At 41.7% G+C, this 14,548-nt stretch carries 14 protein-coding genes and 1 pseudogene; 9 read left to right on the plus strand and 6 right to left on the minus strand.

The window, feature by feature from the left end:
* Positions 1-12: 12 nt before the first annotated feature.
* A complete protein-coding gene (locus tag ACFFGV_RS12395) occupies positions 13-336 on the plus strand; it encodes a hypothetical protein (RefSeq protein ID WP_377348297.1) in 324 nt (107 codons plus the stop codon).
* A gap of 141 nt (positions 337-477) precedes the next feature.
* A pseudogene (locus ACFFGV_RS12400) lies at positions 478-666 on the plus strand (transposase); the annotation flags it as partial.
* A gap of 348 nt (positions 667-1,014) precedes the next feature.
* Here ACFFGV_RS12400 and ACFFGV_RS12405 read toward each other — a convergent pair.
* Together ACFFGV_RS12405 and ACFFGV_RS12410 are read right to left on the minus strand one after the other, a co-directional pair.
* On the minus strand, positions 1,015-2,709 hold the full coding sequence (locus ACFFGV_RS12405) for a BCCT family transporter (RefSeq protein ID WP_377348299.1): 1,695 nt from the start codon (positions 2,707-2,709) through the stop codon (positions 1,015-1,017).
* 131 nt (positions 2,710-2,840) lie between these two features.
* Positions 2,841-3,416 carry a nitroreductase family protein gene (locus ACFFGV_RS12410; protein WP_377348301.1) on the minus strand — a complete coding sequence of 192 codons (576 nt, stop codon included), beginning with the start codon at positions 3,414-3,416 and terminating at the stop codon, positions 2,841-2,843.
* Between the two features lie 244 nt (positions 3,417-3,660).
* Here ACFFGV_RS12410 and ACFFGV_RS12415 point away from each other — a divergent pair, with 244 nt between their 5' ends.
* On the plus strand, positions 3,661-4,185 hold the full coding sequence (locus tag ACFFGV_RS12415) for a 3D domain-containing protein (protein ID WP_377348303.1): 525 nt from the start codon (positions 3,661-3,663) through the stop codon (positions 4,183-4,185).
* Positions 4,186-4,201: 16 nt separating this feature from the next.
* On the opposite strand, the gene ACFFGV_RS12420 is transcribed toward ACFFGV_RS12415, so the two are convergent.
* Positions 4,202-4,762 carry a hypothetical protein gene (locus ACFFGV_RS12420; protein WP_377348306.1) on the minus strand — a complete coding sequence of 187 codons (561 nt, stop codon included), beginning with the start codon at positions 4,760-4,762 and terminating at the stop codon, positions 4,202-4,204.
* A gap of 346 nt (positions 4,763-5,108) precedes the next feature.
* Here ACFFGV_RS12420 and ACFFGV_RS12425 point away from each other — a divergent pair, with 346 nt between their 5' ends.
* Both ACFFGV_RS12425 and ACFFGV_RS12430 read left to right on the plus strand, forming a co-directional pair.
* A complete protein-coding gene (locus tag ACFFGV_RS12425; RefSeq protein WP_377348307.1) occupies positions 5,109-5,660 on the plus strand; it encodes a 3D domain-containing protein in 552 nt (183 codons plus the stop codon).
* 107 nt (positions 5,661-5,767) lie between these two features.
* Positions 5,768-6,106, plus strand: a complete 339-nt coding sequence (locus tag ACFFGV_RS12430; RefSeq protein ID WP_377348309.1) for a DUF3889 domain-containing protein — start codon at positions 5,768-5,770, stop codon at positions 6,104-6,106.
* A gap of 124 nt (positions 6,107-6,230) precedes the next feature.
* Here the strand turns inward: ACFFGV_RS12430 and ACFFGV_RS12435 are convergent, their stop codons facing one another.
* Positions 6,231-6,677, minus strand: a complete 447-nt coding sequence (locus tag ACFFGV_RS12435; RefSeq protein ID WP_377348311.1) for a hypothetical protein — start codon at positions 6,675-6,677, stop codon at positions 6,231-6,233.
* A gap of 302 nt (positions 6,678-6,979) precedes the next feature.
* Here ACFFGV_RS12435 and hutH point away from each other — a divergent pair, with 302 nt between their 5' ends.
* From hutH to hutG, 4 genes are read left to right on the plus strand one after another with little or no spacing between them, the layout of a single operon-like run.
* Positions 6,980-8,512 carry a histidine ammonia-lyase gene (gene hutH, locus ACFFGV_RS12440; RefSeq protein WP_377348313.1) on the plus strand — a complete coding sequence of 511 codons (1,533 nt, stop codon included), beginning with the start codon at positions 6,980-6,982 and terminating at the stop codon, positions 8,510-8,512.
* A gap of 1 nt (position 8,513) precedes the next feature.
* Entirely contained in the window at positions 8,514-10,169 is a 1,656-nt protein-coding gene (hutU, locus tag ACFFGV_RS12445) for a urocanate hydratase (protein WP_377348316.1), read from the plus strand.
* A gap of 23 nt (positions 10,170-10,192) precedes the next feature.
* Positions 10,193-11,464 (plus strand): imidazolonepropionase, encoded by a 1,272-nt coding sequence (hutI, locus tag ACFFGV_RS12450; protein ID WP_377348318.1) that lies wholly within the window; start codon positions 10,193-10,195, stop codon positions 11,462-11,464.
* Positions 11,445-12,383 (plus strand): formimidoylglutamase, encoded by a 939-nt coding sequence (gene hutG / locus ACFFGV_RS12455; protein ID WP_377348321.1) that lies wholly within the window; start codon positions 11,445-11,447, stop codon positions 12,381-12,383. The genes hutI and hutG overlap by 20 nt, the downstream gene beginning before the upstream one ends.
* Before the next feature lie 92 nt (positions 12,384-12,475).
* On the opposite strand, the gene ACFFGV_RS12460 is transcribed toward hutG, so the two are convergent.
* Together ACFFGV_RS12460 and ACFFGV_RS12465 are read right to left on the minus strand one after the other, a co-directional pair.
* Positions 12,476-13,789, minus strand: a complete 1,314-nt coding sequence (locus ACFFGV_RS12460; RefSeq protein WP_377348323.1) for an amino acid permease — start codon at positions 13,787-13,789, stop codon at positions 12,476-12,478.
* A gap of 56 nt (positions 13,790-13,845) precedes the next feature.
* Complete coding sequence (locus ACFFGV_RS12465; protein WP_377348325.1) at positions 13,846-14,535, minus strand: TspO-related membrane protein; 690 nt, start codon at positions 14,533-14,535, stop codon at positions 13,846-13,848.
* Between the last annotated feature and the right edge of the window lie 13 nt (positions 14,536-14,548).

Below are 14,548 nucleotides of genomic sequence, written 5' to 3' on the forward strand. Positions count from 1 at the left end.
AGGGAGATAAACATGGATTTAAGAGTAATACTAGCTTTGTATTGCTTAGTCATTATATTAATGGTTCCAATTAGTTATGCGTACGTAACGTGGATGAAAAAACACACCCCCTACCATGCTGCTCATTTATATGTGGGGATGTGCATTATCATTCTTGTCGGCTATATGGTAACCATTCGCTGGTTTAGCATAACTCATAAACACTCTTTAGAAATAAGCTATCAAGGCATGCTTGTTAGCTTTATCGTTTCAATCGTTAGTACTGTTGTTTATTTTCTTGTTTGTCTGTTGCCCAATCACCATAAGAAGGCCGCTTTCGCTTCCAAAGGAGGATAAAAGAAAAGGAAGAAGCCATTCCGGCTTCTTCCTCAGGCTGTCGAGAAAGTCTCGACAGCCTTAATTATTTCTTTTTACTTTTATTATTCACCGCGTTAATTTGTTATAACAGTTATATATTCTCTAACGAAAGGTGATTCGATGTTTCAATCCAAAAAAGAGCGTCAAAATGAAATCGAAATGGTCACGATTGAAGAGCTTGTTCCTGAAGACCATCTCCTCCGTAAAATCGATCAGTACATAGATTTCTCCTTCATTCCAGAAAAAGTGCGATCTTACTATTCCGAAGACAATAGTCGTCCCTCACTTGATCCTCTTGTATTATTCAAAAGAACTGCATGGGCTGCGTTATTGTCGCCTGCGCGGAAAAGAAAATGTGCGTGAACAGGCGTTACGGACAGCTGCCTGTCAGAACATGAAGAAGATTGCCCTTCACCTATCAAGGGTGTGTTAGGTGAAGGAGAGTCTTTTTCGGTGAAGGGCTGGCAAATACCAGGAGACTCCTGCGGAAAAACGGGCGATCCGAGACCCCCGAGTGTGGGTTTCACGAGGAGGCTCGGGCGTTCGTCCGCGGAAAGCGAGTGGTATTTGCCAGCCCGCATACATGTAAAAAGCTTGTAGGAAACAAGGGGGGTTCTCTACAAGCTGAGGAAGAAGCCATTGCGGCTTCTTCCTTTCTTATTCTCGATCATTATGTGGCTGGTCATCCTCATCTCGATCTTTATCTTTTTCTTCTTCTTCAAAATGAGCATCTACCGGCCCCTTTTGTTTTGGTTTTTTCTTCTTCTTACGACGTCTGACACGTTCTACAATCTTTTTGTAGTTTAGTGCAAACGTCTTCGGTTCATAATGCTCCGAATTACGAATATCTCCTGACGATGCCTTCATAAAGGACCAGCCAAGCATAATCATGATAAATAGTAGTGGAAATCCACCGACTATAGCAGCAGTTTGAAGTGTACCAAGGCCTCCAAGAAACATTAATGTCAGAGGAAGTAAGCATAAAGCAAATGCCCAAAAGAGGCGATTCCAACGAAGTGGCTCATCTTCTACTTCCTTTTGTACTACCGAAGCGAGAATGTAAGAACTTGAATCAAAGGTAGTTGCCAGGAAGATAATGGCTAGCACTGTAAAGACAAGAATCATAAACCATGCAAACGGAAGCTGTCCAATTGTTTCAATAATAGCTCTTGGTGCTCCTTGCTCATTTAGGACATTAATAACATCAAATTCTCCAGTTAACTGGAGATTCAATCCATAGTTCCCTATTATTCCGAAAAACAATAAGCTTCCAATACTTCCATAAATAATCGTGCCCATAATCATTTGACGAATGGAACGACCTCTTGAAATTTTGGCAACGAACAACCCTACAAATGGGGCATAAACTAACCACCAAGCCCAATAGAATACTGTCCAAGATTCCGGGAAACCGGTTCGATCATACGGACCTAATCGATTATAAGGTTCTGTCCAAGTACTCATGTGAAAGAAATTATCCAATAATAAGCCAATGCTGTTAGTAGTAGTTTCTGAAATAAATCTGGTTGGTCCTACTACAAAGACAAAGGCTAATAAGAAAATAGAAAGCCATAGATTCACATCACTTAATACTTTAATACCCTTTCGTAATCCTGAATAGGCACTAATCGCAAATATTGCTGTGACAAGAGCAAGGATAAGGGTCTTCATTATCATATTAACTGGTAAACCCGTTAAATAATTAATACCTTCAGCTATCATTGGAGTCCCTAGTGCAAGTGTCGTACCAGCTCCTCCTAATAAACCGAACATAAACAATACGTCTATGAGTGTACCTAGAGGGCCATCAGCCTTATTTCCAATTAAAGGTCTTGTCGCTTCACTCACCTTTAGTACTGGTTTTTTGCGTACATAATAAAAATAGGCCATTGGAAGCGCTGGTAAAGTGTAAATGGCCCAGGCTATTGGTCCCCAGTGGAAAATTCCATACGTACTGGACCATGCAATCGCTTCTTTTGTACCTGGCTCTATTCCAAACGGAGGGCCTTGATAGTAATAAGCCCACTCAATGGTTCCCCAATACAGGATACTTGATCCAATCCCTGCACAGAAGAGCATCCCTGCCCAGGAGAAGTTGTTAAATTCCGGTTTTTCCCCAGCGTCTCCAAGTTTTACTCTCCCATTGTCACTAATTGCAACATAAATCAAGAAGAAGAAGATACCTAATGCCACCAGTAAATAAAGAACACCGAAGTTAGTAGTAATAAATGAGTTAGCTACATCAACATATTCCGTTCCCTTTTCTGGAAATACGACAAGTGGGACCACAATAATCAGTAACAGGATAAATGCCCCTAAAAAGGTCGGCCAATCAATCAGGCGATTTTTCATGATGCTAAGCTCCTTTTCTTGTTAACTTTCAAGTAATCAATACTTTTATCTTTAGCAAGAAAGGTTTTTTTATGCTTTGCAATATAACGCAATAAAGCCTCCTCATATGAGGAGGCTTTTACTGTCTTTATTTATTCGAATATATCTAGTTTTTCTGACACGCTCGTTCTTGGCTTAGCTTTTGGAATTTTATAGGGACGCCCAATATGAAGAATACCGACAATTTTTTTTGATTCATTAATGTTCATGGCACGAAGAAACTCTGGATCTTTAATATATGGATTGGTTTTCCAAACCATTCCAATTCCTTGTTCCCATGCTAGGAGCTGAAGATTTTGTATGAACGCCGAGGTGGCAGCAAAATCCTCTTCCCACACTTTTTCTTGTTCAGACTGCTCCATCGTTACGATAAGATGCATAGCCGGATCCAGGATTAATTTTTTTAGCTGCTCCTGCTTCTTTTCCACTACTTCTTTCTCTAACCCTGATAGAATATCTAAACGTTCATAACTTTTTACAATTTCTTGATAGAGAGTATCTTTCGCTCCATCACGAATTAATGTAAAAGACCACGGCTCTCTTTCCTTATGGTTCGGAGCATAAACAGCTACTTCCATTAACGAAATAAGCTCTGCTGTTGATATATCCTCTTGTGTAAATTTTCGTATGGTTCTTCTATGTTGAACTATTTCCTGTAATGAGGTCATCCTATCCTTCTCCCTTTTTCTTTTAGCTATCTTAATAGTACGAAAGATGATACCCAATAGTCAATGATAATAATTATCATTATCATAATTTCCGTTTCCCTTTACACACTTGTATAGACATGTTAACTTACGGCGTAGACTTTCATTAAACGCCTCCCTTATAAAAGATTACATACCATTTGGCCCTTGATAATCTAACTGTAAATGGCCGCAGAATGGATTACCTGTATAAGGAGGAGCATGTATGATTCGTTTCCATCGTATGACAATTGGCATTATTGCATTTATTGGATATATTGGTTTGTTTACTATGCATACCGAAGCACTAGAAAAGAATACAGAAATGACTGGACCGCCACAAGAAGAGAGGGCTACGAGCGCTGCTGAAAAGGATGTATCCCTTAAAAAGAAAACTGAACTATTCCAACCTAATAACTCATCCTCCAACCAGCAGCAGCAAAATGAACAGAACCGGACAATACAAATGGAAGCAACAGCCTATACTGCTCATTGTGAAGGCTGCAGCGGTATAACAAAGACCGGTATTAATCTGTTAGAAAACCCTAATAAGAAGGTAGTTGCTGTTGATCCTAATACAATACCCTTAGGCTCTATTGTGCATGTGGAAGGGTACGGACGAGCCATTGCTGGCGACATTGGCAGTGCCATTCAAGGAAATCGCATTGATGTGTTCCTTAACAACCAAGCAGATGCACTAGACTTTGGACGTCGTCATGATGTCAAAGTGACCATATTAGAGGAAGCATAAGAGATAGCGGGGCCACTTAGCTTAGTTGGTCCCGTTTTTCCTTTCTGTACCCTTTCCATCCGATGAGAGCACCTTTATGTCCAATCAGCATAATGAAAGCCGCAAGAAACTGATCCATAACAGGATCCATCAAAAATATAGAAGATGCTTCTATGCTGCCCATATCTGCCGGTACACATATGGCTGCCATTTGAACCGCTACAATTTGATGGGCCGGCTTTATCACAATATCTACTAGTAATAGCAGACACGCTGGCAGTAATACGAGTACACTTCTAGTTATAAATGCAGGAGACGTAACAGCAGGATTTACCCACAAATATGGTCTCCACATATCAATTGCTAACAGAAGCATCACTCCCATCATCAATGAATGAAAAGGAAGAGTAGCATCCATAAACGCTAATGGAGTATGTAATAAAGCTAATAGTGTTGAAAATAACACCATGCTGTAGGTAGAAGAAATGGGAAGAACACGAGAAAGGAAGCGAGCTAATTGTATAGGGACCAAGCTTAGCAAGAATGGTGGAAGAACAAAATATAGAAGCGTCATTTCTAACATTTGATACAGAAACACATACGTATAGTGATCCTCAAAAAGCAGAAGTACATAGAGAGCACCTGCGAGAACACTTCCTCCATACCTCACACCTTGGACGCTGATAATGCTCCCCCCCCTCCGTATGCTTTACCTCATCTAATGCAACATATGTAGGTCTTTTCTTTCCTAGACCCCTCTTTACGTTCCACGCCTACAAAATTGGTATGTATTTCATTTATTATGACAGCAGAGAGACAATACTGCTTATTTTTGTAACATATGTAATGATTGTCTTACTTTTGTTGTCAATTTGTTACCCTCCTATTATGGGAATAGGCGAATAGGCTTGCTATAATCGTCTCAGAAGATAGGAGGAGCTGCCATGAAGAAAATGTTAATGACGTGCGTTGCTACTGTTCTATTGGGCCTAGGCTTTGGAGGGTTTTCCTTTTATAAGCAGCAGGAAGTACATGCAGAAACTACCGATGCTGGAAATAAAAAGCATGGTAAAGAAGTTAGCAGGAAAGATACCACATTACAAACTAAAACTAACGAATCCACTTATTTTGATACCCATACATCTGTAACACATGCCACTTCCAAAAAAGGACAAGCGGCAGGAGATAAGCACGAAATGACTGGAAACAAAACACTCACTATGGAAGCTACAGCATACACCGCAAGCTGTGAAGGATGCAGCGGTATTACTCGCACAGGAATTAACCTGCTAGCAAACCCAGATAAAAAAGTAATTGCCGTGGATCCTGATGTTATCCCACTTGGATCAAAAGTTCATGTAGAAGGATATGGAACTGCCATCGCAGGAGATATTGGAAGTGACATACAAGGGAACCGCATTGATATCTTCATTCCAAAAAGACAGGATGCCTTGGAATTCGGTCGCAAACCAGTGAAAGTTGAAATTATATCGTAAATATGATTCGTGAAGCTGCCTCCATGTTCAGGCAGCTTTTTCACTTTTAATACATATTCCCACCCCCTCCTACACAATATAGGCAAAAGAGGATTGGAGGGGGTGGAATGATGAAACATATAAGCTTTTCTCTACTATGCGTTTTGTTCGTAGGCTGGACACCTATCGTACCCTTGATGGATTCTAGTACCGTACACGCCGAACAAACAAATCCATCTTACGTGAAGTGGGCAAGAATTGCTGTAGATGAAACAAAGGAAAAATACCCAAATGCTCGCATGAAAGATTTTCTACATTTAGGGAAAGAAACTCAAGGTGATAACACGATCGAGAAATTCAAGCTGAGTATGCAAGAAGGTGACAAGTCTTTTATTCTGTATGTAAATGTAGCATATAATACAAAAGGTAATACGTTGAATGAAGTAACATTTGAAGAAGAACAATAATTTCTACCCTTCCTGACAGGATTTATTCCTTCAGGATTTTTTATGTTTGGAAGAGTATATTTCCTACTTAAAAAATGTAAAAGAATATCGAGATGTTGTAGCATCACACGATTAAGGAAGTCCTTCATTTTAAAGAAATATGATAATAGGCTTCCCTATCGTATTGCCGATAGGCTAAATCTACCTTGTTGATATTCTCTGTTGGCTCCTCTATCTGATAATAATCAATTGCTTTTCGAATAAACCGATTGTTCACCCTTCTCCCTTTTTCGGAATAAAGCAGCTTGCCACTATCCAGGCGGATGGTAAATTCCACGTCATATAAAGCTTGAAGCGGGTTCCAGGAGGAAGTTGTGTAGCGAACCGCTGCCTCTGTTTCATTAATCCCAATCTGCTTCACTGTAATGTATTGTCCATCCACCTTTTTTGTTTCATCCACTGTAATAAGCTGCTCATATTGTTCTTGATCTAATGACTGGTTTTGGAAGTACACAAAATATAAGGACTGGACTACATATCCTATACATACGAATGCAGCTAGTGAACCAACTAGTACTATAGCCTTTTTCATTCTATTCCTCCTTCCGACAAAAATTTCTATATTTATCATACCATTTTCCCTTTTTATCGTGGAGAAATATTTCCTTGTTATCCCTTCCTGCTCATTTCTCCCTAACCTTTAGGAAAGTAGTGTATTAGCGGCTTATCATAGTTCATTGCGCCTTCTTTTCAACACGCATACAATACAAATAACATTACTTATTATCAATACTTCATCTCACGAAATGAACGTTTCATACACGACAACAATGGCTCCTATCTGTCTCTTGCTATTGTTGTTTTTTTACGCCAAAGGTAAAGGAGAGTGTGTATATGCTTACGCTAACAGGCAGCGACTTGACAATGAACGATGTGTTCCGGGTTTGTTACGAAAAAGAATCTGTCCAAATAGCCCCCTCCTCCATGAAAAGGGTTAAACATAGCAGACAGGCGGTAGAGGCAATCGTTACCCGGCAAGAAACGGTGTATGGTATTACAACTGGCTTCGGCAAATTCAGTGACGTCAAAATTCAGGAAAGGGATGTACATGATCTTCAGCACCATTTGATTCGCTCCCACGCATGTGGTGTTGGAGATCCTTTTGATGAAAAGGTGTCTAGAGCAATGGTATTGCTTCGTTTAAATGCACTATTGAAGGGTTACTCAGGAGTTAGGGATGACGTTATAAATCAGCTTGTCCTTCTCATCAATCAGCAAATCCATCCAGTCATTCCACAGCAAGGCTCTCTTGGTGCATCTGGCGACTTAGCTCCGTTATCCCACCTTGCTTTAGTGCTTATTGGAGAAGGAAAAGTTATGTATCACAATGAACTATACACAACAGAGAAAGTTTTTCAAAAGGAAGGTATTACACCAATTCGTTTACAGGCTAAAGAAGGGCTGGCTCTTATAAATGGTACTCAAGCCATGACAGCTCAAGGTATTATTAATTATATTGAAGCGGAGAAACTAGCTCTTCAAGCTGACTGGATTGCCTCTTTAACTCTTGAAGGATTAAACGGAATAATAGACGCCTTTCACCCCTCGATTCATAAAGCGAGAGGCTATCAAGAACAGATTGATGTTGCGGCTAGAATACGAACGATACTATCAGACAGCAAGCTGACTACAAGCCAAGGAGAGCTTCGTGTTCAGGATGCCTATTCCCTTAGGTGCATACCACAGGTTCATGGCGCATCCTGGCAGTCACTCGCTTATGTAAAAGACAAACTAACCATTGAGGCTAACGCAGCAACAGATAACCCATTAATTTTTAATGATGGATCCCTAGTGGTGTCTGGCGGTAACTTTCATGGGCAGCCTATTGCCCTTGCGATGGACTTCATGAAAATAGCGATTGCAGAATTTGCGAGTATCTCCGAAAGACGAGTGGAGCGTCTCGTTAATCCGCAATTAAACGATTTACCCCCATTTTTAAGCGCAAAGCCTGGACTTCAGTCTGGTGCCATGATTATGCAATATGCTGCCGCTTCCCTTGTTTCCGAGAATAAGACATTTGCCCATCCTGCTAGTGTAGATTCCATTCCGTCTTCTGCTAATCAAGAAGACCATGTAAGCATGGGGACCATTGGAGCACGACATGCCTCATCCATTATCCAAAATACCAGGAACGTGCTTGCCATTGAATTTATTTGTGCTATGCAGGCTGTAGAGTACCGGGATAGGAATAAGATGAGCTCTGCTACTAAATCTTTATATGACCGAGGCAGACAAATGGTCCCATCCATTACAGAGGACCGTATATTCTCAACCGATATAGAAACTGTGTCTAATTGGATGAAAGACAATGATTTCCCTTGGGATGTGTACAGGACACATCCAACCATGTATGAAGGAGGAATATAATATGCATCATTCAAAAACCATTCAGGCTAAAAAAGGATTAGAGCTCGAGTGTAAGGGATGGGAGCAGGAAGCCGTTTTACGTATGCTGTATAATAACTTAGACCCAGAGGTAGCTGAAAAGCCAGAGGAGCTTGTTGTGTATGGCGGCATTGGAAAAGCAGCAAGGAACTGGGAGGCATTTCAAGCCATTGAAAATACATTACGCCGCTTAGAAGCAGACGAAACTATGGTGATTCAATCCGGCAAGCCAGTAGCTGTTTTTAAAACACACCGGGCAGCCCCACGTGTATTGTTATCTAATTCTGTGCTTGTTCCAAAATGGGCTACATGGGAGCACTTTCATGAACTAGACAGGAAAGGGTTAATGATGTATGGACAAATGACAGCAGGCAGTTGGATTTACATTGGAACCCAAGGTATTCTGCAAGGAACGTATGAAACATTTGCATCGGTTGCCAGGAAGCATTTTAATGGAAGTCTCAAAAGCACCATTACATTGACTGCCGGGCTTGGCGGCATGGGTGGCGCCCAACCGTTAGCTGTTACCATGAATGAAGGCGTTATCATAGCGGTGGAGGTAGATCGTTCTAGAATAGAGAAACGCTTAAAAACAAAGTACCTAGACAAGATGACAGAATCATTAGAGGAAGCATTACAGTGGGCTTTGGAAGCTAAGAAAGCAGGTAAACCTTTATCCGTGGGCTTACTTGGTAATGCCGCTGATATACACCACCAAATTCTACAAACCGGAATTCCAATAGATATTGTCACGGATCAAACATCTGCTCACGATCCACTACACGGGTATATTCCAATAGGCTACTCGTTAGAGGAAGCAGAAGCGTTACGAAAAGAACATCCAACCAAATATACCGCCAAATCCAGTGCCTCCATGGCTCACCACGTTACTGCCATGCTATCATTCCAAAAATCCGGCTCTATTGTTTTTGATTACGGTAATAATATTCGACAGGTTGCTTTGGATGAAGGGGTTACAGATGCCTTTCATTTTCCAGGGTTTGTTCCAGCTTATATCCGCCCTCTTTTCTGTGAAGGAAAAGGTCCATTTCGTTGGGCAGCTCTATCAGGAGACCCACAGGATATATATCGAACCGACCAATTATTAAAGGAGCTTTTTCCTCATAATGAGCCGTTAATGCGATGGATTGAGATGGCTCAACAAAAAGTTAGCTTCCAAGGACTACCTTCTAGGATTTGTTGGCTCGGATATGGGGAAAGAGTACAAATGGGAGTTGCAATTAATGAATTAGTTCGTACCGGAGAGCTAACAGCACCAATCGTTATCGGACGTGATCATTTAGATTGTGGGTCAGTTGCTTCACCAAATCGGGAGACAGAAGCCATGAGGGATGGAAGTGACGCTGTAGGAGATTGGGCTATATTAAACGCTCTTATCAACACAGCAGCAGGAGGTTCATGGATTTCCTTCCATCACGGTGGAGGTGTAGGAATGGGTTACTCTCTTCACGCAGGTATGGTCGTAGTGGCCGATGGAACAGACCTAGCGAAAGAGAGACTCGAGCGTGTGTTAACCACAGACCCTGGTATGGGGATCGTTAGACATGCAGATGCAGGTTATGAAAAAGCAATACAAATAGCGAAAGAAACAAATGTAGATATACCAATGCTAGATTAGAATTCAGGAAAGGAGTGCATCTAGTGCATTACGACAAACTAATTATCAACATCGGACAATTAATCCTTCCACAGGCAGCTTCCACACCACTTAAAGGGGAAGCTATGAAGCAACTAAACGTAAAAGAAGATGCTGCTATTGCAATTCAAGACGGCAAGGTTGCTTGGATTGGCTCCAACACAGAAAAAGATAGCGTAAAAGCAGATGAAGTAATTGATGCCAGAGGACGTCTCGTTTCACCTGGGTTAGTAGATCCTCACACCCATCTCGTTCATGGTGGATCCCGTGAGAAAGAAATGTCTCTCAAACAGCAAGGAGTCCCTTATCTTGATATTTTAAAAAATGGGGGTGGAATCCTTGCAACTGTGGAGGCAACAAGGAGTGCTTCTGAGGATGAATTGTATCAAAAAGCAAGCTCCCACCTGGAAAGAATGGTTTCTCACGGTGTCACCACGCTGGAAGGAAAAAGTGGTTATGGGCTAGATACCGAAACGGAATTAAAGCAATTACGCGTCATGAAGCTGTTAAAAGAAACGTACCCTATTAATCTCGTCTCTACTTTCCTTGGACCTCATGCTGTACCACCTTTTTTCAAAGGGAACGAAACAGCATTTCTCGATAGTATGATTCTCTTACTCGACACGATAAAGGAACAACAGCTTGCAGATTATACGGATATATTTTGCGAAGAAGGAGTATTTACCATAGAGCAGGCACGCCGCTTCATGAAGGAATCCCGTGACCGAGGGTTTGGGGTCAAAATCCATGCCGATGAAATTGTTCCACTAGGCGGGACTGAGTTAGCTGTGGAAATGGAAGCCATTAGTGCCGACCATCTCGTTGCAGCAAGTAATGAGGGGATCCAGCAATTGAGTGAATCAGACACAGTAGCAGTCTTATTGCCAGGGACAACTTTCTACCTTGGTAAAGATGAATATGCGCGCGCACGCGAAATGATAGAGCAAGGAGCTGCTGTTGCGCTTGCAACTGACTTCAACCCTGGCAGTAATGTAACGGAGAACCTACAATTAATTATGTCCTTTGCAGCCTTGAAGTTAAAGATGTCTCCAGAGGAAATATGGAATGCCGTTACTATTAATGCTGCTCATGCCATTGGAAAGGCCCAAGAAGCCGGTACTTTACAAGAAGGGGACGAAGCTGACCTAGTTATATGGGAAGCCCCAAATTATCACTATATCCCCTATCACTATGGCGTTAACCATACCCACATCGTAATGAAATCTGGACAAATACTCTGGGAAAGGAAAGAAGGAAATGCCTTTTACCTATCTTAATCCCGGCAAGCCCACCACATTTAAAGACCGTCATGTAACAAAAGTTGCGGAAACCGTGCGTACGTATGAAGAAGGATTAAAAGGAGAAGTAGGCTTAATTGGCCTGCCTTCTTCTAAATCCTCCATTTCCCTTTCAATGGCAGCCAATGCGCCTATCACTATTCGAACAGCTCTACAATCATTCTCTACATACGAAGCAAGCACCCGCCGTGATTTTAAAGGAATGACAGTTTTGGATTTTGGGGATACACCCATTCATCCTACAAGTGTAGAGGAAACACTAGAACGACTACATGTTAGTGTCCTGGAAATGCTAGAGGAGGAAGCATGCGAGCGTTATGTCTTGCTTGGTGGTGATCACGGCGTCAGTTATCCAGCCATACATGCCTTCCAGAAAAAATACGGAACAGTTGGTGTGCTGCAATGGGATGCCCACCATGATGTCCGAAACCTAGAGGACGGTGGACGCACAAATGGCACCCCTTTTCGAAGCTTAATAGACGGAGGGTTATTAGCAGGATCTCACCTAGTTCAAATAGGTATCCGCGATTATAGCAACGCTAAAGCCTATGACGATTACTGCCAGAAAAATAATATTCACGTATATACAATGGACGATGTAGAAGAACAGGGAATTATCCCCCTCGTGCAGAAAGAGATCACTCGACTAGCAGAACAAGTGGATATGATGTACTTATCCGTTGACATGGATGCTGTTGACCAAGCCCACGCACCCGGTTGTCCAGCCATTGGCCCCGGCGGCCTGACCAGTCGAGAATTACTAACCAGCGTCCGTATAGCGGCCAAACATCATAAAGTAAAAGCAATAGATATTGTCGAAGTAGACCCATCCAAGGATATGCGCGATATGACCAGCCGACTTGCCGCCCATACGATGATGCGCTTTATGTACAGGTAACACTCCCACTGTAGGGAGTGTTTTTTTTGTGAAGGGCTCTCTGCTCCCCCTCACGGATTGTCTCTCTTTACAAAAAATTCTGTAATATTAGCTCACTGCTGGTCTTCTTCCCTCCCCATAATCCGTTGACGGAAGCTCCTCCACCCTATTCCAATCAGACCGAGGAAGGCTGCTGCTACCCATACTCCGGGTCTTGTGCTCTCTTGCAATAGGGCACCGGTCAAGGCGAATAGAACCAGGATAAGGCCAATCCAGGTTTGAACCTTCTTCCAATTCCCTGCTTGAATAAGTGTTCGGAAGGCAAGCAAGATAAAAACCCAATTTAGCAATACCATTAAGCCTGCTGCTGTAGTAATATACTCATACACTTTTTCTGGCAGCAACAGAGCGATAATGATGGATAATCCCATACCCGAGGTAGTGAAGGCTATGGCGCTCATCGGAAAATCTCTTTTGCCTTTATGAGAAAAAACCTTAGGTGCATCTCCTGTTTCTGACAATGATACTAGCATCGTCGTAACGGCATAAAGAGCTGCAACCATAGTGGAGAAGCCTGCTATGATAAATACCCCGTTAAATAGATGAGAGAATAACGGGAGATTAAATGCTTCTAGAGCGGTTATAAATGGACTTTCATCCGGAGTAAAGCTCTTCCATGGAGCAAGGAGCAATGCCCCTCCAATTGAGAGAACATACACAAGAGTCAGGAGGATAAGCATTAGCTTGCCAGCTTTAGGTGCATCATTTGTATCCTTTAACTCGGTTGCCATAAGCCCCATCATTTCAATTCCTCCAAAAGCATAAAAAGCGTACAAAAGCGATCCCCATGCACCCGTAATTCCTTTTGGGAGGAAGGATTGCTCATTTAGCTGTGCACCCTCCCCACCAGATAACAAACCAAATATACCTAAGCATGCTAAAATAATAAACATGAGAATGGCCGCTGACTTTATTACGGCAAATATATTTTCCATTTTTTCAAAAGTTTTGACCCCTGTAAAAATAACAATTAGACCTAAGACGGCAAAGACAAGGGTCAATATCCATAGTGGTATATCTTTGAACCAGAATTTCATAAAGAGCCCAATAGCAGTTAGTTGGCTGCCGAGAATGAGCAATTCAGATGTCCAGTAAATCCACCCATTACAAAAACCAGCCCAATGACCAAATGCATTTTTACTATATGCTCGAAACGATCCCTTCTCTGGATGGTCCATCGTCATATGAGCTAGAGCCATATACACAATATATGTACCTATCCCCGCAATAAAAAAAGATGCAACGGCTATAGGTCCTCCTAGTTGTATGGCAATAGAGGAGCCTAGAAAATATCCTGTTCCAATCGTGCATCCCACTCCAATGAGAGAAAGCTGCCACCACTTTAGAGTCCCGATACGGTTACCCATAAAAAAATCCCCCTTGTCCCCAATAGTTTCAGACAAAAGAGGATTTTTATGCTTTTTTAGCTGATACGATGATTTTTGAATGTAATGACACCGGCTAATAGAATGATCACTGTACCTGTTACCAATTGAATAAGAAACACATCCTGTTTTATCCAAATGGCTATATACCCCCAAATGAAAACAAGGGGAAACATTACATCCTTATGAACGATGTAAAAGACAAGGGCAATTAAACCACCTATGGAAAGCATTAATACTGCCCATGTTAATTGTTCAATTCCGAACAGCTCTGTAATTCCATTAGCCTCCATCACCACAAATGCATCCACTATGGTAGCAACGGAAATCCAACCAAGGTACACCGTAATAGGGACGGACAACATCCATGATATAGAAAGCTCTTTCCTTGTTTTTGTATATAAAACACATAAGGTCAGAAGAGTTCCAGCAATAAATAGAATAGAAAGTGTTGTGGATACAATAACTGCCGTCCCAGATAACACCATACTAACAGCAAGCCACCATCCACTCTTTCGAAGAAACGCTTCTTCTTGCTCGTTTGCAAAGAACTGTCTAATGAAAAGACCAAGTAATAACAAATAGATAATTCCCCATATAGAAAATGCATAACCAGCCGGCATGACATATACTTCTTCCTCTGCTCCCCCTCCTACCTCACCTGCGATGATAAGTGATGAAATAAGCAAATAGATATAACTAAAAATATTAATAAGTTTGTACACCATGGTCCCCTCCTCT

It is taken from the genome of Pontibacillus salicampi (assembly GCF_042434395.1).
GTDB lineage: Bacteria > Bacillota > Bacilli > Bacillales > BH030062 > Pontibacillus > Pontibacillus salicampi.